The following is a 24,425-nucleotide window of genomic DNA, read 5'->3' as shown; positions in this document are numbered from 1 at the left end:
AGAATGAGATAGTTAAGTTAAGAGCCACCAGGCTCTTTTTTCATGCAATAATTATTATTAAAAAGTATTTATCTAAAAAAGAAGGACTTTCCCTTTTTATGTCGAATTGTTATACATAAGTTGAAAGGGGGAAATTATATGAGTACTATAATTAATGAGGGATTAAAACTGGTTGCAACTACAACTGTAGCTGAATGCACTAAGAAAGCTATTGAAACATACATCAAGCCCTTATTAGAAAGTGGGCAAAATAAAATTATAGCAGATAAAAAAGTATTTTTAATCAAGGATAATATTGATGAATATATTAAGAGGACATATAATAATAATTTATATATGAGTACAATAGTGTTTAAAAATCAGCAAAAAACAATAAATGATTTATATATTCCATTAACAGTCCTAAAATCTACACCTAATAATGATAGTGATGATTATATTCGAATAAATAAATTTAGAGATGAGTTTATACCTAGGTATAATAAAGTTTTATTAGTAGATAACGCAGGAATGGGAAAATCAACAATATTAAAGTATCTATATTTAAGTTCTATTACAGAAAATAAAGGTATTCCGATATTAGTAGAATTAAGAAGACTAGTCAAAAATTCTTCGATAATTGAATTCATTACGAATGAAATAAATGGAATAAAGGAAGACTTCAGTAAGGAAGAGATTTTGAATTTGATAGAGGGAGGGAGTTTTATATTTTTCTTTGATGGATATGATGAAATAATAGATGAGAATAAAAAAGAAATCACAGAAAATTTGCAGGAATTTATTTCAAAGGCTACAAGTTCTAGAAACTTGAATAATAACTTCATAATATCTTCTAGAGATGAAAATTCACTTAGCTGTTTTTCGGATTTTCAGAGATTTGATATAAAACCTTTAAATAGAGAAGAGGCATATGAATTAATTCGTAAATATGATAATAGTGGAGAACTATCAAGTGAATTGATAGAGAAACTTGAAAATGAAGAAAATCTTAAAATAATAGAGGAGTTTCTAATAAATCCCCTAATGGTTTCACTACTATATAAAGCTTTCGAGTATAAAAGAACAGTTCCGTACAAGAAGCAAATATTTTACAGACAAGTATATGACGCACTATTTGAAGATCATGATAGAACAAAGGGTGGGGCATATGTGCATCAAAAAAAGAGCAAATTAGATATAGAAGATTTTCATAAACTACTAAGGGCATTAGGGATTATTACATTGAACAAGGGAGTAAGTTATTGTAAAGAAGAATTTATTGAAAATATAGCTCAAGCAAAGACCACAGTTACAGGCTTATATTTCAAGGAAAATGATTTTATTTATGATATCATCCATTCAGTACCATTATTTATAAAGGATGGGGTTGAATATAGATGGGCACACAAATCATTTCAAGAATATTTTGCAGCGAGTTATATTTGTTTTGATTCAAAAGAAAAGCAAAGCAAATATTTGTTAAAGATGATGGAAGACAAGAATATATCCAAGTATTATAATGTATTTGATTTTTGTTATGATATTGATTATAAGGAGCTTAGAAATACAATAATTTATTCTCTCATAGAAGAATTCACCAACTATTGTAATAATAGTTACAACGATGACTTTTATAAAGACTACGATCAAAAAGAGTTAAATATCAGGAGAGGTTTAGATTTTATTAACAAAGAAATCTATATAAGAAAATTTGACAGTAAATCTTATAAAGAGATTACTAAAATTGCTGATCATGGCGAAAGGTTTGATGAAGCTTTTAAAGGATGGGAAAGAAATAGCATCGAATATATATCTCGGCTATCGATGAGTAGCTCTAAGGTTTGCATCGGATTTGCTAACGAATATAGATATCATGTTTTACTAAGACTACTAAAAAACAAAAATTCTCCTTTAGTAGATAATTATAACACATATGATGATAACATGACTGACCAAGAAGAATTTGTAAAAGCTCTTTTGGTTGGAGAATATATATTAGATGATAATCCATTAAATATTCTAAATAATAAAGACATTTTTCCATTGGTTAATAGTTATTTAATTTACTATGCAAGTGATAGTCTTTATGGATTACAAATACCTAATTACCAAGAGTGCATAAAATTAAAAAGTATAATTGATAAAGAGTTAAAATCTGAAAAGAAAAAAGCAAATGAATTATTCTTATAGAGCCACTAGGCTCTTTTTTCTTTCCAAAACATTCAAAAATAAAACAAACAAATAAGTAGGTGGTGGTCGTTGGATGACATAAGAAAAAATGCAAAACAGGATTATTTTGAAGGAATGAAATATCAAGATATATGCGATAAATACAATATTTCAATAAATACCTTAAAGTCCTGGATAAAAAGATACGCGTGGTCTGAGGAAAAGAAAGACCATAACAAAAAGGGTGCACCTAAAAAGAAAAAGGGTGCACCCTTAAATAATGAAAATGCAAAAGGCCATGGAGCACCACCAGGTAATATTAATAGTGTTAAGCATGGAGCTTATCAATCTATATATGCTGATATGCTTAGTACAGAAGATCAGATACTGTTTAATATGATACAGCCTGAGGTGAATGTAGATGATGAAATAAAATTACTTAGGCTAAAAATAGCAAAGCTGCTCAATAGAGAAAAAACATTCTTTTATAATATGTTTGGAATAAAAGTAGAAAAAGATATATCAGAAGAGGATAGAATATCTGGAATCAATGCTTGTATGGACCAACTAAGAAAACTTATAGAAACTAAAGCTAAAACATTAGGAGACACAGAGAGATTGCAGCTTGATAAAGATAAATTTGAATTTAGTAAATATAAAACTGATATAGAGCTGCAGCTTAAGAAAGAAAAACTAGAGTTAGATAAAGCTAAGGCGAAAGAAGATGAAGCAGACATTACAGAAGATGATGGTTTTATAGATGCATTAAAGGGACAGGTTGATGATATATGGCAAGATTAAAGAAAGCTATATTCAAATTCAAACCATTCTCACTAAAACAGAAAAAAGTATTAACCTGGTGGATGGATAATTCTCCAGTAAAAGACAAAGATGGAATCATAGCAGATGGAGCTATAAGAAGTGGAAAAACTCTTTCAATGTCATTATCCTTTGTTATGTGGGCTATGGAAACATTCGATCAACAAAACTTTGGTATGTGTGGTAAAACTATAGGATCATTCAGAAGGAATGTTTTATTCTGGTTAAAACTTATGCTTAGGTCTAGAGGTTATAAAGTTAAAGATCATAGAGCAGATAATTTAGTTATAGTTAGTAAGGGTGATATTACTAACTATTTTTATATTTTTGGTGGTAAAGATGAAAGGTCTCAGGATTTAATTCAAGGGATAACTCTTGCTGGTGTATTCTTTGATGAAGTTGCACTTATGCCTGAGTCATTTGTTAATCAAGCTACTGGTAGATGTTCTGTTGATGGTTCTAAGTTTTGGTTTAACTGCAATCCAGATGGACCATATCATTGGTTTAAAACAAACTGGATAGATAAGCTAGTAGAGAAGAACTTAATCCATTTACATTTCACTATGGATGATAATTTGAGCCTATCAGAGAAGATTAAAGAAAGATATAGGGCAATGTATTCGGGAGTATTCTATCAACGCTATATCTTAGGCCTGTGGGTTGTAGCAGAGGGTGTAATATATGACATGTTTGATAGTGTAAAGCATGTTGTAGAAACTATAGCAGATTTAATAAAAGATACTTATTATGTAAGTATTGACTATGGTACTCAGAACGCAACAGTGTTCCTTCTATGGTGCAAAAATAGAACTGGCCAATGGATATGTATAAAAGAATATTATTATAGTGGTAGAGATGAAGCTAGCCAAAAGACAGATGGAGAGTATGCAGATGATCTAAAAGATTTTCTAGGAGATATAAAAGCTAAGTCAATAATAATAGATCCCAGTGCTGCATCTTTTATAGCAGAGCTTAGAAAAAGAGGATATCACATTAAAAAGGCTAAGAATGAAGTTTTAGATGGAATTAGATTTGTAGCTATGCTACTTAATCAAGAAAAGATAGCATTTGCAAAAGAGTGTGTAAATACTATATTAGAATTCAATTCTTATATATGGGATGCTAAGGCATCCGAAAAAGGTGAGGATAAACCAATAAAGCAACATGACCACGCAATGGATGCAGTGAGATATTTCTGTTACACAATAATATTCAGAGGTAATGGAATCAAGTTCCTAAAATAAAGAGGTGAGAAAATGAAATTCAATAATAGCACAAATATATTATCTACAGAAGAAATCATTAAGATTCACATAGATGAGTTTAATGCATCTAAAGAGCGAAGGTTAATGATTAAAGGAGAAAACTACTACAAAGTAGAGAATGATATCCTTAATCGTAAAATGTATCGCTATGAGGATGAGAGGCCTGTAGAAGATGAAACAAAAGCTAATAATAAGTTAGCTCATGGATTTATGAAGACCCTAGTAGATGATAAGGTAAATTATTTATTATTAAAGCCTTATACTTTAACATGTGATGATGAGAAGTATCTAGATAAAGTTGAGGAAATACTAGGACCTAGATTTCAAAAGAGATTATCGCAGCTAGGAAATGAAGCAAGTAATAAAGGCATTGCATGGCTCCATGTATATATTAATTCAGAAGGTCATTTTAAAATATTAAAGATGCCATCAGAGCAAATAATACCTATATGGGTTGATAATGATCATGAAGAGCTGCAGGCTTTAATTAGATATTATGATATTGAAACCTATGAGGGTAAAGAAAAGAAGTATGTAACCAAAATAGAGTATTGGAGTCCTGACAATGTAGTTTATTATGTTATGCAAGATAATCAGGTCATTCTAGATGCTGAGATGTATTTAGATGAAAATAATTCCTATGATGGACATTTTAAAATTAATAAAATAGCCTCTAGTTGGGGAAGGATTCCATTTATATACTTTAAGAATAATGATTTTGAGCTCCCAGATTTACAGTTCGTAAAAACTTTAGTTGATAATTATGACTTAACTAGATCAGATATAGGTAATTTACTTGAAGAAATAAAAAATATTGTATATATATTAAAAGGCTATGGTGGTGAAAGTCTAGGAGAGTTCGTAAGGGATTTAGCTTATTACAAAGGCATATTAATAGATGCCGATGATAATTCAGGTGTAGATAAGGTAGAGAATAATATTAATATTGATGCAGCTAAGACTCATTACGAGGCACTTAAAAAAGATATCTTTGACTTTGGCCAAGGGGTGGACAAGAATAGCGACAAACTAGGTAATAGTCCCTCAGGTATAGCCCTTAAATTCATTTATAGTGGATTAGATTTAAAATGTAATGCATTGGAAGGGTGGTTTAAGTGGGGATTTGAAGAATTAGTAAGATTTATAAAAATATATCTAGGAATTACTAAGCAATCCGTATCAGAGAAGGAAATAACTATAGTATTTAATAGAGATATTGCAATTAATGAATCACAAGCTATTACAGATTGCCAAAATAGTAAGGGTGTTATAAGTGATAAAACTATAATAGCTAATCATCCATGGGTAGAAAGTGTAGAGGATGAAATTAAGCAGATTGAGGAAGAAAGCAGCTCTACTGAAGTTCCAATGTTTGAAGATGGTGAGGAATAATGCCAAAAGACAAATCCTATTGGGAAAAAAGGCAAGAACAAAGATACTTAGCAGGAGAAAAAACAATAAATGAATACTATAAAGGACTAGAAAACGCATTTGAGCAAGCTAAGGATGAAATAGATAATGTCATAAACAAGTTTTATATTCGTTATTCTAAAGATAACAACTTAACCTATGCTATGGCTCAAATAAAGTTAGATAGTATTGGTATAAAAAGCTTAAAGAACTATATAAACAAGATTAATGATAGTCTTGGTGAGTATAGCCTTGAGCTTAAAAACATGTCAGTTAATGCTAGAATAACACGATATCAAGCATTGCAAATGCAAATAGAAGCTATACTTCAACAACTATATTCAATAGAGTATGAACATAATGGAGAAAAGCTATTAAAAGAAGTATATTCCGACTCTTATTATAGGACCTGGTATAATATTGATGTTTATAAAGGCTTTCATTCAGAGTTTGCACAGATAGACCCAAGGACAGTTGAAGAATTAATTAAGTATCCATTCAATGGTGCTAACTTCTCTACTAGGTTATGGAAACAAAAGGATCATATGTTACAACAATTGACTGAATCTCTTACTACCATGTTGATACAAGGGAAACACCCTAGCACTTTAAGTAAAGCTTTTGCTAAGAAATTTAGTACAAAGGAATTTGAAGCTTATAGATTACTCCATACAGAAGGATCATTTATAATAGAGCAAGGAACATTAGCTGCATATAAAGAAGATGGAGTAGAAAAGTATAAGATACTAGCAACATTAGACCATAGAACATCTGAAACTTGTAGAGGACAAGATGGAGAGGTGCATGAAATAGAAGAATTAATAGTAGGAGAAAATTATCCACCTTTTCATTATTTATGTAGAACTACAACTATTCCGGATTATGAAGACATGGAAATAGGTACAAGAGCTGCAAGAAATTCAGAAGGTAAGACATATAAGGTACCTGCAGATATGAAATATCCAGAATGGCTTGAAAAGTATGGGTATTAAAGTTATAATTACCTCAAAAGGAGGTTTATTGTGATGAGTAAAAAGAAATTTATAATTATTGTAGGTGTTTTATTGACTTTAATTTTAACCAATTCAATCGTATCTGCTAATACTCCTATTAAGGTTATGGTTGACAATAAAATACTTTCCTTTGACACTGATCCTTTCATAGAGAATGGAACAACATTAGTCCCTATGAGAAAAATATTCGAATCCTTAAATGCAAATGTCACATGGGTTAATGAAACAAATCAAATAATAGCAACAGATAATGATAATTATATTATTTTAACAGTAGGGTCTAAAGTAGCTCAAAAGAATGGGGAAAATATAAAACTATTAATTGAGCCTAAGATAGTAAATGGTTCAACTTATGTTCCAGCTAGGTTCATAGCAGAATCATTAAATGCAGATGTTCAATGGGATAATAGTTCAAGAACTGTAATAATTATATCTAAACCAATGGATAGAACTCAAGTAAAGGTATACGATGATTATGTCTTGTATAGTACATCAAGCCTTAAAACTTTAGTTAGTAATTTATTAAGTGGTGATGTGGTATATTTTGATGGGCAATATTGGGCAACTCCTGATTATGCGAATAGAATAACTGATGAAGAAATAATCTATGAGAATGATATATCTGCAGACAATGATACTGAAACTGATGGGACGGGATTACTTCCTGATTCTGAGTTTGAATGGGAAGAATAACTCTTAATTAATATGCAATAAAATCCTAGCACTTACTTATGTGAGTGCTTTTATTATGTCTATTTGGAGGTGAATAAATGAATATACCAAATAAAGTAAGAATAGGAAGCATGGATTACGGTGTAGAATTAACTACTAAAACATTAGGATTGAATGGTAAAGTGTGCTATGGAATTATAGACTATGAGCATCATAATATTCAAATTAATTCTGAAATGCAAGATGAGCAAGGAAATGAACAAACCTTTTTACACGAATTAATGCATGGAGTTATCAGGGAGAGAAATTTAGATTTGTCAAATTCTAATGAGGAGACCATTGTTGATGAAATAGCGATGGGATTGCATCAAGTAATAAAAGATAATCCAGAAATATTTAAATAGAAGGAGGTGATCCTTATCTAGAGAAGGTTAAACCCCTTCTAATTAAAAGACTTATTATTAAGTCTTATTTTTATGTCCGAAAGTGACATTAAACTACACACTCAGCTATGAGAATAACTAGCAGAATCCCAATACCGAGAGAGTCGGAATAAAAATCTATGGAGGAATTTATAAATGGAATGGCTAAAAGTATTAATTGAAAAACATACAAAAGATGGAGTATTAAATTCAGATGAGCTCTTAAAAGAAGTAAATACAGAGTTTCCAAAGTATGCAGTACCAAAGAGTGAGTTTAATACACTCAATGACACCAAGAAAGACTTAGAACAGCAAATTAAGGACAGAGACAAACAGCTTAAAGATTTGCAGGGTAAAGCTAAAGGAAATGAGGATCTAGAGAAAACTATTACAGATCTTCAAGAAGCAAATAAAGCAACTAAGGAAACTTATGAAGCTAAGCTTAAAGACATAACAATTAATTCTGCAATTCAAACCAAGCTAACTGATACAAAATACCCTGATTTATTGATGACTAAGTTTGATAAAACTAAGTTATCTATATCAGAAGATGGAACTGTATTAGGTGTTGATGAGCAATTAACAAGTATTAAGGAAACATATAAAGATTTGTTTATTCCAGTAGTAACAGGAAGGGACCCTAATAATACTGGAGGATCTCAACTACTTACTGGGAAAAGAAAAGAATTAGAAACAATTATCAATGACCCTAAAACACCATTTGTTCAAAGGGTAGCAGCTAAAAATCAATTATTTAATTTAAATGAGGAGGAATAAAATATGGCTAATATAACAGGACAAGGTACAACATGGAATTTACCAAACTATGCGGGTGATTTATATACTGCAGATGAACTAAATACTCCTATTCTTACCGCTATCGGTGGAATGACAGGAGGAGTTCAAACAGAGAATTTTGAGTTCCCTACAGATTCTCAATATTCAATGCCAGCAGCTGCACAACCAGGTATTACAGAAACAGCATCTTTAACAGCTCCAGCAGCAACAGGTTTTGTTAGAGATCAAAATACAAATGTTACCCAAATATTCCAAGAGAAAGTATCTATTTCCTATGAGAAACTTTCAAACAGCGGAAGAATGAGTGGACTAAATACTGCAGGCCAAAAAAACAATGCACCAAATGAAAAAGATTTCCAAATTGCAACTACATTGAAGAAAATTGCTAGAGATATAGAATACACTCTTATCAATGGTGTTTACCAAAAAGCAACATCTGCTGCAGTAGCCAATAAGACAAGAGGTCTTATTGAATTATGTGCTACTGGCAACAATATTAACAACGAAGTTGCTGCAACGCTTACTAAAGAAATGATGCAAGCATTATTCAAAGAAATGTTTGATAATGGTGCTATTTTCTCTAATATGGTGCTTTGGGTTAATAGTTTGCAAAAGCAAATCATAACAACACTTTACTCATTAGCTCCTACAGATAGAAATATCGGTGGAACTAACATCAAACAAATTGAGACGGATTTTGGGAATATAGGTATTTCATTGAATAGATTTATGCCACAAAGTACTGTATTAGCATCTGAAATGTCAGTATTAGCTCCAGTATTCCAACCAGTACCACAAAAAGGTAACTTCTTCTATGAAGAGTTGTCTAAAGTCGGTGCTTCAGAAGATGGACAAATATATGGAAAGTTTGGTCTAGATCATGGTCCTGCATTCATGCATGGTACTATCACTGGGCTAAAAACTTCATAGGAGGGATGACATGAAGTTTAAAGGTCATGGGATAATATGGGATGCAGAGAATAACTGCATCCTTTGTAAATTCATAGATGGAGAACTTGTAACAGAAGATGAAAGAGTAATAGAATTTTTACAAGATAATGATTATGAATTTGAGGAAACAGAAAGAGATAATGATATATCTAAACTAAAAATAGCAGATATAAAAGCCTTGCTTGATGAAAAAGAAATAGAGTACGATCCTAAGGCGAAGAAAGAAGATTTAATTAAACTATTAGAGGGTGCTGAGTAATATCAGCTCCCTTTTTTTAAAAAGGAGTTGATATAGTGATTACGGATGAATTAATAGCAAAAGTTAAAATAAATCTAAAAATATCTGATGAAACTAAAGATCTAATAATTAAAGATACTATTCAAGAAGTTATGAATTACTGTAACCTTACAGAGCTGCCCATTGAGTTAGAGCCTTTCATCAGGAAGAAAGTACAAAGCATTATTAATTATGAAGCTGAAAATGGAACTACTTCTGTGTTTGATGTGAAGTCCATAAAAGAAGGGGATACATCTATAACCTACAATGTAGATGATAAAACCTCCAAAGATACTATCTATGGTTTATCAGAATCAAATAAGAAAGCTTTACAATCCTTTAGGAGGCTAAGGAAATGAGTCCACTTGAAAGACTATGGAAAGATAGGATGGATATCTACAGGTGGGTTGATGAAGTTGTCAATGGAGTTACTAAGAATGTAGAAAAAGAAATGCATAACAATGTTAAATGTCAATATAGCAAAGGCTCATTGACCGATACAGGCTCGGAAGGAGTGCCAACGATAATTAACTCATATACTTTATTTTGTAGCCTAGAAACCGATTTAAAAGAGGGAGACAAGGTAATAGTAACTCAAAGAAATGGTAAACAAGTTACTCTTGCAGTAGGTGAAGGATTTCCTTATTCTACTCATATGGAATTCAGTGTTAAAAGAGATGATACTATATGAACACTAACGAAAGGCATAATAAAGCTGCTATTCAACAGTTTAGAAAAGAACTTGCAGCTATGCTTGATGATATAGTAGATATTGATATTAAAGTCTTGAATAAAGCTGTAAATGAAGGTGTTGCAGATGTAAAAAGAAATACTCCTGTTGACACTGGATATATGAGAAAAGGATGGAAATCAGCTCCAGCTGTTAAGTCAAGAACTGGTGGAGTTACTAAGACTATGGTAAATATAATGGATTATGCTTCATATGTAAACTATGGCCATAGGATAGTAAGTAGAAAAGGTGAAACAGTAGGATTTGTAAAAGGACAATATATGCTTGAGAAAGCAATTAACAAAGTAGACAAAGCTTTAGAGAGGGAGTTTAAAGAAGAAGTTGAAAGGGTGAATAGAAAACATGATAAGTAATATTAGGCAAGAGATCGTAAACAAATTACTAGAATTATATCCGACATATACTGTTTATGTTGATGATATTCCCCAGAATTTTCAAAAACCATCTTTTTTAATAGACCTGATAGAGCAAGATTATGAAAAGAGAATGAATAGAAAATTTAATAGTTTACTATCTTTTGACATTGCATACTTCAGTAATAGTAAATTAAAAGATTTGAAAGAGGATTGTCAGGAAGTTAAACTAAATCTATTTAGAGAAATGGACTTAATAGGTAGTTATAGAGCATTAAGCAAGCAAGCAACTATTACGGACAATGTATTGCATTTTACTTTCAATATCAATTATTCAGAAATAAAAGTAGAACAATTTGAGAAGATGCAAGAAGTAGAAGATATTAAAACTAATTTATAGGAGGTAAGATATTATGGCAGGATCATGGACAAGTCAGAATAAAATATTACCTGGTGCCTATATTAATTTCTTAACTAATGCCCCATTATCTATTACCTTAGGAGATAGAGGAACAGTGGTATTACTACAAGAAATGAGTGTAGGTGATGTTGGAGATATATACAGAATTACAGCTACAGAAAATGAGTATCCAGAAGGTGTTACAAAAGCAGATAAGCTTTTAGTTAATGAAGCTTTAAAAGGTGCTAAGACAGTTTTATTATACAATTTAGGAGCTGCTGAACATACAGAGGAAATTATAACAGCTGCATTGGCCTCACTTAAGACAGTAGATTTTAATACTATTTGCTATCCTTATGATGGATTAACCTATGATGCTAATAAACTTGCTATTGCTACATGGATAAAAGCCATGAGAGATACAGAAGGTGTTAAAGTACAAGGTGTGTTGGCGAATTATGTGGCTGATGATGAGGGTATTATAAATGTTACTCAGGGTGTAATATTGGCAGACAATACAGAATTAACAGAGAAAAAAACTACTGCATGGGTAGCGGGTGTTACTGCAGGTGCTAATATAAATCAGTCCAATACTGGAAGAAAATATGTAGGTGCTATTGATGTTGCACCTAGGATGACTAAGACTGAAATGGAGGCAGCTATTACAGCAGGAGAGTTTATATTTAAAGTTGATAGCATGCAAAATGTAACTGCAGTATATGATATCAACTCACTAACTACTGTTACAGTGGATAAAGGTAAACAGTTCACTAAAAATAGAGTTATAAGGACTATAGATGGAATTAATAACGATATTACAGTAATATTTGAATCTAACTATGTAGGTAAAGTTAATAACAATGCAGATGGTAGGTCTATACTAAGAGCTACATTAATTGAGTACTTTAATGAGCTTCAAAGACTAAACGCAATACAAAACTTTACTGCTGAAGATGTGAAAGTTGAAAAAGGTGTAGATAGTGATGCAGTTGTTATTGACTGTTTTATTCAACCAGTAGACAGTATAGAGAAGATATATATTACTGTTAATTTATCATAAGAAAGGAGGAATAGAGAATGTCAAACTATACAAGATTAGCTGATACTATATCCTCTAAAGAGGGTAAGGTTTTTATCACAATAGATGGCTCAAATAGAGAATTATTTGAGATATCTAATATAAAGGCTCAACTAGATTTAATTATTCAGTCTAGAAGGATGCTAGGACACAGAATGACACAACATAAAGTAGTTGGAGCTGAAGGTACTGGAAGCATGACAATGTACTTTATGAATAGTGATATGCTTAGGCTTGCTATTAAGTACATTAAAGAAGGAAAATATGGTGGATTGAAACTTCAAACAAAAAATTATGACGAGCAATCTACTATAGGCACTCAAGAAGTAGTATTATTAAATGTATTGTTAAAGACAATTCCTGTAGCAACATTAGATGATCAGTCAGATGACCCTATTACAATAGACACTGATTTTACCTATGACGATCTAGAAGGACTAAGTTATTTTAATTTACCAGAAAATTATAGATGAAGAGTGGGCTAAAAACCTACTCTTTTTATTTTGAGAGGAGAATATTGATGAGTTCATTAAAAGCATTTTTAAATCCAGTTCAAGTTGAAAATAAAGAAGTTGTAGTTTCAAATAGATTTATGGAAGATGGCAAACCTGTTCCTTTTATAATTAGACCAATTACACAAAAGGAGAATGAGCAGCTTATTAAGAAATATACTAAGAAGGACAAAAAAGGTGTTGAAACTTTTAACCGAACCGAATATGTGCAAGCATTAACTGCAAGTGCAGTAGTATTCCCTGATTTGACTAATGAAGAATTGCAAAAGTCGTATGGATTAGGTGAAACTGAATGCTTAAAAAACATGTTATTAATAGGAGAATATGCAGTATTAGCACAAGAAGTACAAAATTTAAGTGGACTAGATGAAGACATTAATGAGGATATAGAAGAAGTAAAAAACGAATAAAGCAAGGTGATGCTGAATTTAATCTTGCTCACTTTGCCTTGCAAAAATTACACATACTACCATCTGTATTAGATAGTATGGATGACAAGGAAAAAGCTTTCGTCTATGCAAGCATACAGGTAAGAGTAGAAAATGAGAAAAAAGAAGTGGCTAAAGCAAGCCGAAAGAGGTGATAAATATCGCTACTTTAAAAGCAATGTTTAGGCTTTATGATGGTTACTCAACTACCATTGATAAAGTGAATAGGAAAACAGATGAAGCAACAAATAAAATTCTAAAAGCCAGTGGGTCTACAGATAAATTTAATAAGAAACTTGAGCAAACTGGAGCTAGTGCAGGTAAAGCAAGTGGTGGGTTAGGGAAATTTATAAGCTTAGCAACACTCACAGCAGGAGCCATAAAAGGAATGTCTATTGCTGATGAATTTACTAATACAAGTGCTAGGCTTGATTTGATTAATGATGGTTCGCAAACTCAATTGGAGCTCCAGGAGAAAATCTTTGCTGCAGCTAATAGATCCAAAGGCTTATATAGTGAGATGGCAGGTGCTATATCGAAAATGGGGTTACTTGCAGGGGATGCTTTCACTTCCAATGATGAATTGATAGCTTTTACAGAATTAGTTCAGAAAGGATTTAAAGTTGGTGGAGCTGATACATCAGAGCAACAAGGAGCAATGAGACAATTATCTCAAGCCATGGCTTCTGGTAGACTTATGGGAGATGAACTTGTATCTATCATGGAAAATGCTCCAATGATATATAATGCTATAGCGAAATACACAGGTCTAACAAAGGGTGAACTTAAAGAGGTATCTTCTGATGGTGCTATTACTGCAGATATTATTAAAAATGCTATGTTTATGGCAGGTGATGATATCAATGAAAAGTTTGCGACTATGCCAATGACTTTTGCTGATGTGTGGACTAAGATTAAAAACGGTGGGTTAAAAGCCTTTGATACTGTTATTGCTAAGGTAAATAAACTTATTAATACTGAAGGATTTCAAACAGGTGTAAATAATGTTATTGCTGGGATTAATCTCTTAGCTACTGGTATTGGTTGGCTACTTGATATATCAGCACAGTATTGGGATTTTATAGGCCCGGTATTGGCAGCTATAGGTGGATATCTTCTAGTAGGTATAATAACAAAGCTATGGGCAATGATTCCTCCATTAATGCTTCAAGGTGCTCTATGGACTATGATAACAAGTCCTATATTCCTAGTGATATTAGCTATAGGTTTAGTTATGGCTGCATTGAATGCAGTGGGAGTAACAACTGAAGAAGTATTTGGATTCATAGGTGGGACTATTGGTTGGTTAATAGGAGCCTTTGCAAACGCAGGTATAGCTATTAGTAATTCATTCATAAGCATAATGGATGCAGTTGAAAAAGTTGTATTTGGAGCCATAAATCTTATTATAAAAGGTGTAAATCTAATTATTGATGCACTAAATAAAATACCTGGTGTTAATATAGGCTCTGTTAATGAACTAAGTGGTTACTGGGGCAACAAAGAATTAATTGATTATGTAAATTTATCAGATGCTTCCAAGAAAGGTTCTGATATAGGTAAGAACATCTATAATAGCGGGAAAGATAAGCTTAGCAGCTTAACTAATCCATTTGGTGACTTTGGAACATCTAACAATCCATTAACTATCGAGGGTAAAGGCAAAAATAAAAAAGTTGATGTAGATATGTCAGATGAAGATTTGCAATATTTAAGAGATGTAGCAGAAAGAGATTATATAAATAAGTTTAGCACTGCTACATTGGCACCTAATATAGAAATATCATTTGGTGATGTACACGAAGCCGCTGATGTAGATAAAGTTCATGGAAGGATTAGAAAGATACTACAAGAAGAGATAGCAATAGCTGCAGAGGGGGCTTATTAATATGAGTAATTATGCGATATTCTTTGATTATGACAATAAAACATATAGGCTCCCTACTAATCCAGAGCAGATGGATACATCTAGTGTACAGGCTATTGAAAAATATGAGATTTTAAAATTAGGACAAATTGCAATACCTACTCATATGGAGTTGAAAGAGTATAGCTTTGAATGTGAATTCCCTTCAAATCCTATACATTATGTTGAGACGGCTGGAGATTTTAAAGCTGCAGATTATTATATAAAACTATTTGAAAAATGGAGAGATAAGCTTACTCCGGTAAGATTTATTGCTAGCAATGGTATTGGAAACGATATTAATACTTTAGTGTTAATAGAGGAGTGTGGTGAAGTTGAAAAAGCAGGAGAAGAAGGAGATAAGTATATTAGTTTTAAGCTTTTAGAGTATAGAAAATATGGTAAAAAATCTGTAGTTATTAAAGAGACTAAAATACTCAATACTGCAGTTCAAACAGCAAGTACTAAACCTATTATACCTGAAAAACCTAATCCCAAAAGTAATGGCTATCATACTGTAGTATCTGGTGATACCTTGTGGGCTATTGCTAAAAAATATTATGGCAATGGAACCCAATACACTAAAATTGTGAATGCTAATAAAGATAAAATAAAGAATCCTAATTTAATTTATCCAGGTCAAAGGTTGATGATACCATGATGGAATTTCTAGTTGAAGTTGATAAGAAGATTTATGAAATAAGTGAACTTGTAACAAAAGTATCTTATACAGATAAGTTAAATAATGGGTGTAGTAAACTAGAATTCTCCTATGTTGATGATGATCTAAAGATTAACAATGGAAGTATAGTAAGGTTTAAATATAAAGAAGATAAGGTATTTTATGGAGTTGTATTTAAGCATGGAAGAAATAAAAAGAAAGAAATGACCATAACAGCATATGATCAACTCAGATATGCTAAAGCAAAGGATACTATAGTTGTAAAGAATGATACTATTACATCACTAACCAAGAAGATGTGTGATTATTTTAATTTAAGATTTGGAGATATTATTGATACTAAGTTCAAACTACCAGTGAGTGTCCAAGACAATAAAACATGGATAGATATTATTTATACATCTATTAGTGATACATTAATTAGTACAGGGGAGAAATACACCCTAAGAGATGAATTTGGCTCCATTGCTATCAGAGACTTAGAGGATTTGACTCTTAACTTAATATTAGGTGATGAAAGTTTAGCTTATGACTTTGAATATGAGAAATCAATTGATGATGATTTTTACAATCAAATTAAATTAGTAAGTGACAATGAGAAAACAGGCAAGAGGGATACTTATGTTACTAAGGACAGTAATTCTATTAGTGAATATGGGTTATTGCAGTATTTTGATGTTCTAGATAAGAATGGAAACCCTTCGCAAATAAAGTCTAAGGCTGATATCCTTTTAAAGCTTTATAACAGAGAGCAAGAGACATTAAACCTGAAATGTTTAGGAGATACTAGAGTAAGAGCAGGAAGCAGCTTTTATGGTCAAATAGAAGATATAAAACTCGATAAAAGATTGATAGTTAATTCTATCACTCATGAATATTTACCAGTTCACACCATGGACTTAGAGGTGATGATATGATACAAGAGATAAAAATTATAGTTCAAAATTACCTTAACAACATTAAATTGTGCAGTATTATGCTGGGTACTGTAGTAGCTGATGGTGTAAAAATTAGCGATAAATTAGTTATCCCTAATGAACTTATAGAAGGGAATCTAAAAGTTTTTATATCTATAGGTGATAAAGTAAGATTAATTAGGAATCATGGTGGCCAAGAATTTTATATAGTCGAAATAATAGATAAAGAATTTATTTCTAAGGGATGTACGATTAAACTATCTATAGATGGAATGACTAGGTCCTACAAAGTAGAGGATGTGATTAAATGATACCTAGAAGTGAAATTGACATTGATTTAGAAATCACAGATGATATTGAAGTAAGTAAGACATATAAACTAAATGATGATAAAATACAAGGCTATACAGACGGACTAGATGCTCTAAAACAAGCTATATATAAAGTACTAAGTACTGAAAAGTATGAGTACGGGATATATAGCTTTTCTTATGGAATTGAAGTTGAAAGTCTTATAGGTAAAGATCAAATATATGGAAAGATTGAATTAAAAAGAAGGATCCAGGAGTGCTTATTGAAAGATGAAAGAATAGAAAGTGTAGATAACTTTAATTTTGTAGTTAAAGGTGATGAAATGATTTGCACCTTTGATGTAATAAGTATCTATGGAGAAATCACTATCACCAAGGAGGTGAACCTATAGTGTTTGAAGATATGACCTATGAAAATATACTTACTGATATGCTCAGTAGAGCTACTAGTGATGTAGATAAAAGAGAAGGATCTATTATCTATGATGCTCTTGCTCCTTGTGCTTATCAGTTAGCACAGACCTATTTCATGCTTAATAATTTTATTGATTTAGTAAGTGGTGATACTGCAGTTGGTGAATATTTAGATAGAGTTGTTGCTGATTATGGGATTACTAGAAAACAGCCAACTAGAGCTATAAGAAAGATTGAAACTACAGGTGTAATTGATATAGGTACTAGATGGGGATTGAACGACACTGTTTATGTCATTCGGGAGTTAATATCACCTAATATCTATAAAGCAGAATGTGAGCAATATGGAGAGATAGGGAATATTTACACTGGTACGCTTGAAAACATTGATAATATATCAGGAATAACTGCCACATTAACTGATATATTTTCTTCAGGACAAGATGAGGAGACAGATGAAAATTTAAGGTCTAGATTTTACATTCAAATTCAAACTCCTAGTACATCTGGTAATGTTGATGATTATAAGAAATGGGCATTGGAAGTACCTGGTGTAGGGGATATAAAAGTGTTTCCACTTTGGAATGGGAATGGAACTGTAAAATTATTAATTGTAGATAGCAATATGGAAGTAGATGAAACTCTAGAACAAATAGTATACGAACATATTGAAACTTTAAGACCTATATGTGTAGCAGTTACAGTGGATAGCCCTACAGGGAAAGATATAGATGTAGTAGTTAATATAATATTAGATGGCTCTAAATCTTTAGTTGAAGTTAAAAATGATTTTATTAAATCATTCACAGATTATCTTAAAGAGACTGTATTCAAGACATATAGCGTAAGTTATGCAAGAATAGGAAGCTTACTCCTATCCACCCAAGGTATAGCTGATTACTCTAATCTTCTTGTAAATGATGATACAGTGAATATAGAGATATTAGATACTGAAATGCCCATTGCAGGATCAGTAGAGTTAAATGAGGTGATATAGTTGGATTTAATAAATTTACTGCCTGATTATTACAAAGACAACTCAACCATGGAAGAGCTACAGAGTATTTTGAGTGTTAATATAAATTCCTTGGCGAATAAGTTTGATGAGACTATAAATCAATGTTTCGTAAATACAGCTACTGCTTTACTAAGTAGGTATGAAAAAATATATGGAATAAAAGTTGATGTATCTAAATCTGATGAATTTAGACGAGAGAGAATAAGCGCAAAAATCAGAGGAATTGGTACAGTAACTAAACAAATGATCAAAGAAGTTGCTAGGACATATTCTAATGGTGAAGTTGAAGTAATAGAAGATCCTTCTAATTATAGTTTTATTGTAAAGTTTGTTGGAACAAAAGGTATTCCTGCTAACATGGCAGATTTGACAATTACTATTGAAGAAATTAAACCCGCTCACTTAGCATTTACATTTGAATATACCTTTAACACTTGGAATGATATATCTAACATGACATGGAATCAAGCAAGTTCGTACACATGGGATCAATTAAGAGAGAGGTGATAAGATGGCAGAACTAACACCCAATTATAATTTAGAGAAACAGCAAGGCAATGACTATGTTAATATTGAAGGGATTAATGAAAATTTTGATACTATTGATACTACCTTAAAGCAGATAGAAAACAGTATAACCGACTTATCTGCTGAAGACATAAAACTGCAAGATGGCAAAACAATAGAAGAAAAGTTTACAGAAATTGAAGGGGATATAGATGGTAAAGTAGACAATTCAAGAGTACTCACAGATGTACCTGAAAATGCTAAGTTTACAGATACAGTTTATTCTCATCCTACTTCTCACCCAGCTAGCATGATAACTGCTGGAACTTTACCAGGTGCAGTAGTAGCACAGGCCAATACTTCCTATACAACTGCTCAAATAAGAAACATAATCCTATCTACAGCTGATGCTACTGGTACAGCACCCAACGGGGCTGTATGGCTCAAGTATAAACCATAAGGAAGTGATGATATGACTAAGGTAGGAATAGGTGGAGTATGGAAAGATTTAGATAAGGCATGGGTAGGTATAGGTGGGGTATGGAAAGAAGTAGAAAAGATGTGGGTTGGTATAGATGGTGTGTGGAAAGAAGTAGAGGGGTTAAAAACACTAAGGCTATTCGTGAATTATAATCTCACTTCAAATGATGGTTCTATGGATAAATACATTAGTGAGTTAAATCCTTCAACATTAGCTAAAATTAGAACAAGTGCAATGGGAATAACTAATAATGGTGTTGATATTACTAGTTTAGATAAAGCATTATATACTTTGAGGGCTAATACAGCAACTTTTATTGTTATAAACCCAGAAACATTCACAGTTATAGGTTCTCCAAAAAATATTGGTGGTACTCCACCGTTCTCTAGTGGTTCAGGCATTAACGCAAACGATAATTATATGTATATATCTTATTATTCGTATGTTAGAGGCGATGAAGAATACCCAGACACATACACTATATATATAGAAAAAAGAAATAAAATTACACTAGCTGCATTAACCCGAGTTTCCATAGATATAGGTGGTTATAGTGACCCAGAACTGGTAGGAGGTTCTGACAGTGAACTGTATGGTGGTAATAGCAGGAGTTCTTCTAGAGATGTTTTGTACGAGAAAAACCCAGAAACACTAGCTGATATAAGACAAAGCACCGCTAATCCACTATTTACTGAAAAAATGCAGCTTACTTCAATGGATAGTTTTAACACATCGTTGTATGTAGCTTCTATGAAATTTGATAATATTGCTTTTAAATCTTATATCGCAGAATTTAATAAAACTAATTTTGTGCGTTTAAAACAAACACAGTTATCAAGTATGGAAAAAGTATATGGGTTAACTATGTTAAAGTAATTAATTATGAAAGGGGATTATGATAATATGTATATAAAAATATTAGGAAATATAACAGATGTGATACCAGAAGAAATTGCAAGGGGAGATATGACACAAGCAGGGTTTATAATATATGGACATAATCAAATAAGTAAGGATAACGAAATTACAAGTTATGGTAAAATTACTGATATCGAATTGCTTCAAGAATATCTACCAAATGATAATGTAACAATATTTGATACAGTTAATGAAATAAATATAGATATAGACAATAACTATGTTGAAACATATTCAGTAAGTAATATTCAAGAAGTTATGTTTGATTTACAAATGAGAGGTAATCCAGAAATACCAAATTACAATAAAACTAAATCCCTAACATCACAAGAAAATTTAAAAGCATTGTTTGATATAAATGTTAGTGGTATATCTAAGAGTAAGAAACAAACTTATATAGAATAACCCTAGAAGGGCTTTTTTTATGCCCTTCTTTATTATTTTATAAAACAATAGAAAGGTGAGGAATATGCAAATGATAGAATGGTTACAAGTTTATTTAGAATCAGATAGTACCAAGTTAGTTTATTTTTTGGCTTTAATTTTAGGGGCGAATATTATTGATTTTACGATAGGTTGGATTAATGCAAAGTTTAATCCCAAAATTGATTTTTCTAGTTCTAAAGCAATTTTAGGGATAGCTAGAAAATTACTATTATTTATTTTGTTAGTTTATTCAATCCCAGTAGCACTCTTAATGCCTGGGGCTCTAGGTATAAGTGCTTTATATGTATTATATACTGGATATTTAGTGAGTGAAATTAACTCTATTTTAAATCATTTTAAATTAGCAGATGACGATAAGAGTGTAGATCCGTTTATTAACTTTTTTAAAAGTCTGTTTGAAAAAAGTGGTGGCAAATAATGAATAGAATAAAAATATCTAAAGACTTTTCTTTGCATGAATTTCAATGCAAAGATGGGAGTCAATTGGTGAAACTTGATAGCAATCTATTGGATAAATTACAACAATTAAGAGATAGGTTAGGCTTGCCAACGATAATTAATTCAGCCTATCGAACTCTTGAGCACAATAAAAAGGTTAAAGGTTCTACTAATAGCCAACACTTACTAGGAAAAGCAGTAGATATAAGTATTACTAATCAAAAATTGGATATAGAAACTATTAGAGATATAGCAGATGCAATAGGATTTACTGGAATAGGGATATATGATACTTTCATTCATTTAGATGTAAGAGAAATTCCTAACAAATGGGATTTAAGAACAAAGAAAGGAATTGATAGTATGAAAAAAGGCAGTAGAGGTAATGATGTAAAGGAATTGCAATTAAAATTAAATAAATTAGGTTACAATGTAGGTGTAGCAGATGGTATATTTGGCACTGCTACAGATAGAGAGGTAAGGAAATTTCAAAAAGACAATAAGTTAGTCGCAGATGGTATAGTTGGAAAGAAAACATTAGAGGAATTAAACTCAAAAAAAAACTAAATTTTAAGCACTATAAAAGCGGAGTTACTGATGTAGTAGAGATAGATCCTTTAGATTTAAGAATATCTATCCAGGATAAAGCAGCTAACAAAATAAATCTACCTAATTTTGCTACGAGTGGTTATCAATGGCATCATGTAAACGGAGTAACTTACCCTTTGGGGATTCTAGTATCAGAGGGGAAAGTATTAAGTAATAGACAACCTCATAACAAAGCAGCAGGCACTCTCATAGTGTATAAAGATGGTACAGTGAAAGTGAAAGAACTGCTTAATATAAATGGAGAAAAAGATGTATGGTTCGCAGTAAGTGGATGTTCAGTACTTTCAAAAATCAATATGGTAAGTTCTGGTTTTGTAGGAATTTATTCTGATATAGGGAGGTCGGCTAATAGACCACTCATAGGATATAATCCTACTAAGAAAAAGATAGTAATAGCAGTTAGAAAGAATTGCTCCATTCAGACAGGACAGACTGTATTAAAAAACTTAGGATGTAGTATAGGAATCACACTAGATGCAGGAGGATCTACTGCGTTAAAAGTAAATAGTAAATTAATATATAGCACTACTAGAAGATTATATTCGGTAGTGACTTGGTAGAAAAATTGCCCTGGACTAAAAATCTAGGGCCTTATTATTTTGTCCAAAAATGACGGAAGTTGTATGAATTTGCTTATAATAAGAAGAAGGAGTATTCTGTTTTTTGTAGAATATTTATAGTATCAAATTATAGGAGGTGATATAATGTTTAAAATGAAAAAAATGCTTATAGTTCTTTGCATGAGTATTGTATTACTTAGTCAGTTTACAACAACAAGTTTTGCAAAATATAATATCATACCGAGCGAAGATTATGATGATGGTGGTGCAACTGGGGGCACTGGAGGTACTAGTGGTGGTACTGGAGGAGCTGATAATGGTGGTCGCCCTGGTGGCAAATGTGATGAGCAAATCCTGCCTTAAATTCTGAGAAATAGATATTTATTAAGAGTGAGGCCCTAGAGCAAAATCTAGGGCTTTTTTATTCGTCAAAATACGAAGTAATTTGTTTAATTTTGCTTATAATAATAAGAAGGAAAAGCAAATATTATATAGAATATATATAGTATCAAATTAAAGGAGATGGTATTATGTTTAAAATGAAAAAAATGCTAATAATTCTTTGCATGAGTATTGTATTACTCAGTCAGTTTGCAACGACAAGTTTTGCAGGGTCAAACATACCAACAGAGGACAACGATGATGGCTGTGGAGGCACTGGTGGCGGTACTGGAGGCAGCGGTGCAGGTAAACCCAATAGAAATCGTCAATAATATTAATTTAGACTAGGGAGAAATCTCTAGTCTTTATTTTTTTTTACTTATGAAAATTACTTTTAATGGATTAAAACTGCTCTATATTGTATAATAAATCTATATTTTATATAGAGAGAGGGATATTATGGGATCAAGAAGAAAAGTAACAGGTGTTGATTTAGTTATAGGATTAATATTAGTACTTATATTTATTAAGTTTTTTCCACCAATTTTTATGAATATTGTTATGAGTCTAGGAAGTGGTTTTAAACAGTAATTATTGCAACTAGGGAGGTATTTATGACTAACTATTTAGAGCGCGTTAAAGAAGAAATTATATTAAATTATGGTGTGAGATTTTTTCCATGGCAAAAGAGTAAACTTAGAGCATATATAAAGGAAGAAACTAATAAATTAGGATGGGATTCTGAGATATTAAAAGGAAATATAATAGTAGGAGATATAGAAAGAGCAGAATACATTTATACAGCTCATTATGATACTCCAGGAAAAATTCCTGAGTATGCAAGATTTGTGTATAAATTATTTGGAAATACAAGTATTATACTAGCTAATTTAGCTATATTGATGATGATATTATTGTACTCAACATTAATGGTAATAGCAGCTAATATATTTGGATTAGAACATCGAGTTGATTTATTAGCAAGCATTCCTTATGTATTGCTGATGATAGGTATTTTCATACCAAATAAAAATAACTATAATGACAATACTTCTGGAGTTTTAACATTAATGAATATAGCTCATGAGATTTTAGAGCTTGGTATAGATAAAGATAAGGTTGCATTTGTATTTTTCAACAATGAAGAATGGGGATTATTAGGTTCTGCAGCTATGAAGAAATATTGGAAGAGAAATAGAGTATCATTAGATAACAAGAAATTAATTAACTTTGATTGTGTAGGAGCTGGAGGTACTATATTAATAACTCATGGAAAGAAAGATGAATTTGCTAAAGAAATCCAAGAAAAATTACAAGAGTCTACTGGAATCGAAGTTAATAGATATAAATATAAAGTATTACCTTTATCGGATGATTTTACTTTTAAGAATAAAGGTGCAATAGGGATAGTGTTCAGTAATAAAAGTAAGCTAGGAAAAGGTTACTATATCCCTAATGTACATTGTAATAAAGATAAATATTTAAAATTAGAAAACATTGAATATTTAACAGAAGAAATATGTAATCTTATAAAGTAAA

General features: G+C 31.5%; 35 protein-coding genes. All 35 read left to right on the top strand.

The window, feature by feature from the left end; genetic code table 11:
- Positions 1-138 precede the first annotated feature (138 nt).
- Positions 139-2,169 (top strand): NACHT domain-containing protein, encoded by a 2,031-nt coding sequence (locus RIN63_RS06885; RefSeq protein ID WP_310443970.1) that lies wholly within the window; start codon positions 139-141, stop codon positions 2,167-2,169.
- A 69-nt stretch (positions 2,170-2,238) separates the two neighbouring features.
- Positions 2,239-2,949 (top strand): hypothetical protein, encoded by a 711-nt coding sequence (locus tag RIN63_RS06880; RefSeq protein ID WP_310443969.1) that lies wholly within the window; start codon positions 2,239-2,241, stop codon positions 2,947-2,949.
- Entirely contained in the window at positions 2,937-4,211 is a 1,275-nt protein-coding gene (locus tag RIN63_RS06875) for a PBSX family phage terminase large subunit (RefSeq protein ID WP_310443968.1), read from the top strand. The genes RIN63_RS06880 and RIN63_RS06875 overlap by 13 nt, the downstream gene beginning before the upstream one ends.
- 12 nt (positions 4,212-4,223) lie before the next feature.
- The gene (locus RIN63_RS06870) at positions 4,224-5,624 is read left to right on the top strand and encodes a phage portal protein (RefSeq protein ID WP_310443967.1); all 1,401 of its coding nucleotides are present in this window, start codon (positions 4,224-4,226) and stop codon (positions 5,622-5,624) included.
- Positions 5,624-6,634 (top strand): minor capsid protein, encoded by a 1,011-nt coding sequence (locus RIN63_RS06865; protein WP_310443966.1) that lies wholly within the window; start codon positions 5,624-5,626, stop codon positions 6,632-6,634. The genes RIN63_RS06870 and RIN63_RS06865 overlap by 1 nt, the downstream gene beginning before the upstream one ends.
- Before the next feature lie 33 nt (positions 6,635-6,667).
- Positions 6,668-7,348 (top strand): copper amine oxidase N-terminal domain-containing protein, encoded by a 681-nt coding sequence (locus tag RIN63_RS06860; RefSeq protein ID WP_310443965.1) that lies wholly within the window; start codon positions 6,668-6,670, stop codon positions 7,346-7,348.
- Positions 7,349-7,425: 77 nt separating this feature from the next.
- Positions 7,426-7,731 (top strand): hypothetical protein, encoded by a 306-nt coding sequence (locus tag RIN63_RS06855; protein WP_310443964.1) that lies wholly within the window; start codon positions 7,426-7,428, stop codon positions 7,729-7,731.
- A gap of 174 nt (positions 7,732-7,905) precedes the next feature.
- Positions 7,906-8,526, top strand: a complete 621-nt coding sequence (locus RIN63_RS06850) for a phage scaffolding protein (protein ID WP_310443963.1) — start codon at positions 7,906-7,908, stop codon at positions 8,524-8,526.
- 3 nt (positions 8,527-8,529) lie between these two features.
- A complete protein-coding gene (locus RIN63_RS06845; protein WP_310443962.1) occupies positions 8,530-9,477 on the top strand; it encodes a DUF5309 family protein in 948 nt (315 codons plus the stop codon).
- 10 nt (positions 9,478-9,487) lie between these two features.
- Complete coding sequence (locus tag RIN63_RS06840) at positions 9,488-9,757, top strand: HeH/LEM domain-containing protein (RefSeq protein ID WP_310443961.1); 270 nt, start codon at positions 9,488-9,490, stop codon at positions 9,755-9,757.
- Positions 9,758-9,792: 35 nt separating this feature from the next.
- On the top strand, positions 9,793-10,134 hold the full coding sequence (locus RIN63_RS06835; protein ID WP_310443960.1) for a hypothetical protein: 342 nt from the start codon (positions 9,793-9,795) through the stop codon (positions 10,132-10,134).
- Entirely contained in the window at positions 10,131-10,466 is a 336-nt protein-coding gene (locus RIN63_RS06830; RefSeq protein WP_310443959.1) for a hypothetical protein, read from the top strand. Before RIN63_RS06835 ends, RIN63_RS06830 begins: the two co-directional genes overlap by 4 nt.
- Positions 10,463-10,879, top strand: coding sequence for an HK97 gp10 family phage protein (locus tag RIN63_RS06825; protein WP_310443958.1), 417 nt, complete (start codon positions 10,463-10,465; stop codon positions 10,877-10,879). Before RIN63_RS06830 ends, RIN63_RS06825 begins: the two co-directional genes overlap by 4 nt.
- Entirely contained in the window at positions 10,869-11,279 is a 411-nt protein-coding gene (locus tag RIN63_RS06820) for a DUF6838 family protein (protein WP_310443957.1), read from the top strand. The genes RIN63_RS06825 and RIN63_RS06820 overlap by 11 nt, the downstream gene beginning before the upstream one ends.
- A 13-nt stretch (positions 11,280-11,292) precedes the next feature.
- The gene (locus tag RIN63_RS06815; RefSeq protein WP_310443956.1) at positions 11,293-12,339 is read left to right on the top strand and encodes a phage tail sheath C-terminal domain-containing protein; all 1,047 of its coding nucleotides are present in this window, start codon (positions 11,293-11,295) and stop codon (positions 12,337-12,339) included.
- A gap of 17 nt (positions 12,340-12,356) precedes the next feature.
- Positions 12,357-12,830: a phage tail tube protein gene (locus RIN63_RS06810; protein WP_310443955.1), complete on the top strand. Its 474-nt coding sequence runs from the start codon at positions 12,357-12,359 to the stop codon at positions 12,828-12,830.
- 47 nt (positions 12,831-12,877) lie between these two features.
- Positions 12,878-13,279 carry a phage tail assembly chaperone gene (locus tag RIN63_RS06805; protein ID WP_310443954.1) on the top strand — a complete coding sequence of 134 codons (402 nt, stop codon included), beginning with the start codon at positions 12,878-12,880 and terminating at the stop codon, positions 13,277-13,279.
- 38 nt (positions 13,280-13,317) lie between these two features.
- Positions 13,318-13,452 carry a hypothetical protein gene (locus RIN63_RS06800; RefSeq protein ID WP_310443953.1) on the top strand — a complete coding sequence of 45 codons (135 nt, stop codon included), beginning with the start codon at positions 13,318-13,320 and terminating at the stop codon, positions 13,450-13,452.
- Positions 13,449-15,185 (top strand): tape measure protein, encoded by a 1,737-nt coding sequence (locus RIN63_RS06795; protein WP_310443952.1) that lies wholly within the window; start codon positions 13,449-13,451, stop codon positions 15,183-15,185. The genes RIN63_RS06800 and RIN63_RS06795 overlap by 4 nt, the downstream gene beginning before the upstream one ends.
- Before the next feature lies 1 nt (position 15,186).
- Positions 15,187-15,864 carry a LysM peptidoglycan-binding domain-containing protein gene (locus RIN63_RS06790; protein ID WP_310443951.1) on the top strand — a complete coding sequence of 226 codons (678 nt, stop codon included), beginning with the start codon at positions 15,187-15,189 and terminating at the stop codon, positions 15,862-15,864.
- Positions 15,861-16,802: a hypothetical protein gene (locus tag RIN63_RS06785; protein ID WP_310443950.1), complete on the top strand. Its 942-nt coding sequence runs from the start codon at positions 15,861-15,863 to the stop codon at positions 16,800-16,802. Before RIN63_RS06790 ends, RIN63_RS06785 begins: the two co-directional genes overlap by 4 nt.
- Complete coding sequence (locus RIN63_RS06780; protein WP_310443949.1) at positions 16,799-17,113, top strand: hypothetical protein; 315 nt, start codon at positions 16,799-16,801, stop codon at positions 17,111-17,113. Before RIN63_RS06785 ends, RIN63_RS06780 begins: the two co-directional genes overlap by 4 nt.
- Entirely contained in the window at positions 17,110-17,505 is a 396-nt protein-coding gene (locus tag RIN63_RS06775) for a DUF2634 domain-containing protein (RefSeq protein ID WP_310443948.1), read from the top strand. The genes RIN63_RS06780 and RIN63_RS06775 overlap by 4 nt, the downstream gene beginning before the upstream one ends.
- On the top strand, positions 17,505-18,524 hold the full coding sequence (locus RIN63_RS06770; RefSeq protein WP_310443947.1) for a baseplate J/gp47 family protein: 1,020 nt from the start codon (positions 17,505-17,507) through the stop codon (positions 18,522-18,524). The genes RIN63_RS06775 and RIN63_RS06770 overlap by 1 nt, the downstream gene beginning before the upstream one ends.
- Positions 18,525-19,052: a putative phage tail protein gene (locus RIN63_RS06765; protein WP_310443946.1), complete on the top strand. Its 528-nt coding sequence runs from the start codon at positions 18,525-18,527 to the stop codon at positions 19,050-19,052.
- A gap of 4 nt (positions 19,053-19,056) precedes the next feature.
- Positions 19,057-19,512 carry a hypothetical protein gene (locus RIN63_RS06760; RefSeq protein ID WP_310443945.1) on the top strand — a complete coding sequence of 152 codons (456 nt, stop codon included), beginning with the start codon at positions 19,057-19,059 and terminating at the stop codon, positions 19,510-19,512.
- Positions 19,513-19,524: 12 nt separating this feature from the next.
- The gene (locus tag RIN63_RS06755; RefSeq protein WP_310443944.1) at positions 19,525-20,409 is read left to right on the top strand and encodes a hypothetical protein; all 885 of its coding nucleotides are present in this window, start codon (positions 19,525-19,527) and stop codon (positions 20,407-20,409) included.
- 6 nt (positions 20,410-20,415) lie between these two features.
- Entirely contained in the window at positions 20,416-20,856 is a 441-nt protein-coding gene (locus RIN63_RS06750) for a hypothetical protein (RefSeq protein ID WP_310443943.1), read from the top strand.
- A 70-nt stretch (positions 20,857-20,926) separates the two neighbouring features.
- Positions 20,927-21,316, top strand: a complete 390-nt coding sequence (locus RIN63_RS06745) for a phage holin family protein (RefSeq protein ID WP_310443942.1) — start codon at positions 20,927-20,929, stop codon at positions 21,314-21,316.
- Positions 21,316-21,903, top strand: a complete 588-nt coding sequence (locus RIN63_RS06740; protein WP_310443941.1) for a D-Ala-D-Ala carboxypeptidase family metallohydrolase — start codon at positions 21,316-21,318, stop codon at positions 21,901-21,903. Before RIN63_RS06745 ends, RIN63_RS06740 begins: the two co-directional genes overlap by 1 nt.
- A complete protein-coding gene (locus RIN63_RS06735; protein WP_310444108.1) occupies positions 21,873-22,505 on the top strand; it encodes a phosphodiester glycosidase family protein in 633 nt (210 codons plus the stop codon). Before RIN63_RS06740 ends, RIN63_RS06735 begins: the two co-directional genes overlap by 31 nt.
- 144 nt (positions 22,506-22,649) lie before the next feature.
- Positions 22,650-22,868 carry a hypothetical protein gene (locus RIN63_RS06730; protein ID WP_310443940.1) on the top strand — a complete coding sequence of 73 codons (219 nt, stop codon included), beginning with the start codon at positions 22,650-22,652 and terminating at the stop codon, positions 22,866-22,868.
- Between the two features lie 167 nt (positions 22,869-23,035).
- A complete protein-coding gene (locus tag RIN63_RS06725) occupies positions 23,036-23,218 on the top strand; it encodes a hypothetical protein (protein ID WP_310443939.1) in 183 nt (60 codons plus the stop codon).
- Positions 23,219-23,345: 127 nt separating this feature from the next.
- The gene (locus RIN63_RS06720) at positions 23,346-23,477 is read left to right on the top strand and encodes a hypothetical protein (protein ID WP_310443938.1); all 132 of its coding nucleotides are present in this window, start codon (positions 23,346-23,348) and stop codon (positions 23,475-23,477) included.
- Between the two features lie 23 nt (positions 23,478-23,500).
- The gene (locus RIN63_RS06715) at positions 23,501-24,424 is read left to right on the top strand and encodes a M28 family peptidase (RefSeq protein WP_310443937.1); all 924 of its coding nucleotides are present in this window, start codon (positions 23,501-23,503) and stop codon (positions 24,422-24,424) included.
- The last annotated feature ends 1 nt before the right edge of the window (position 24,425 follow it).

The sequence above is a fragment of the Tissierella sp. genome (genome assembly GCF_031460495.1).
Taxonomy (GTDB): Bacteria; Bacillota; Clostridia; order Tissierellales; family Tissierellaceae; genus JAVKTS01.
Note: the sequence above shows the minus strand (reverse complement) of the source record. Positions and strands in the feature narration are given on the sequence as shown.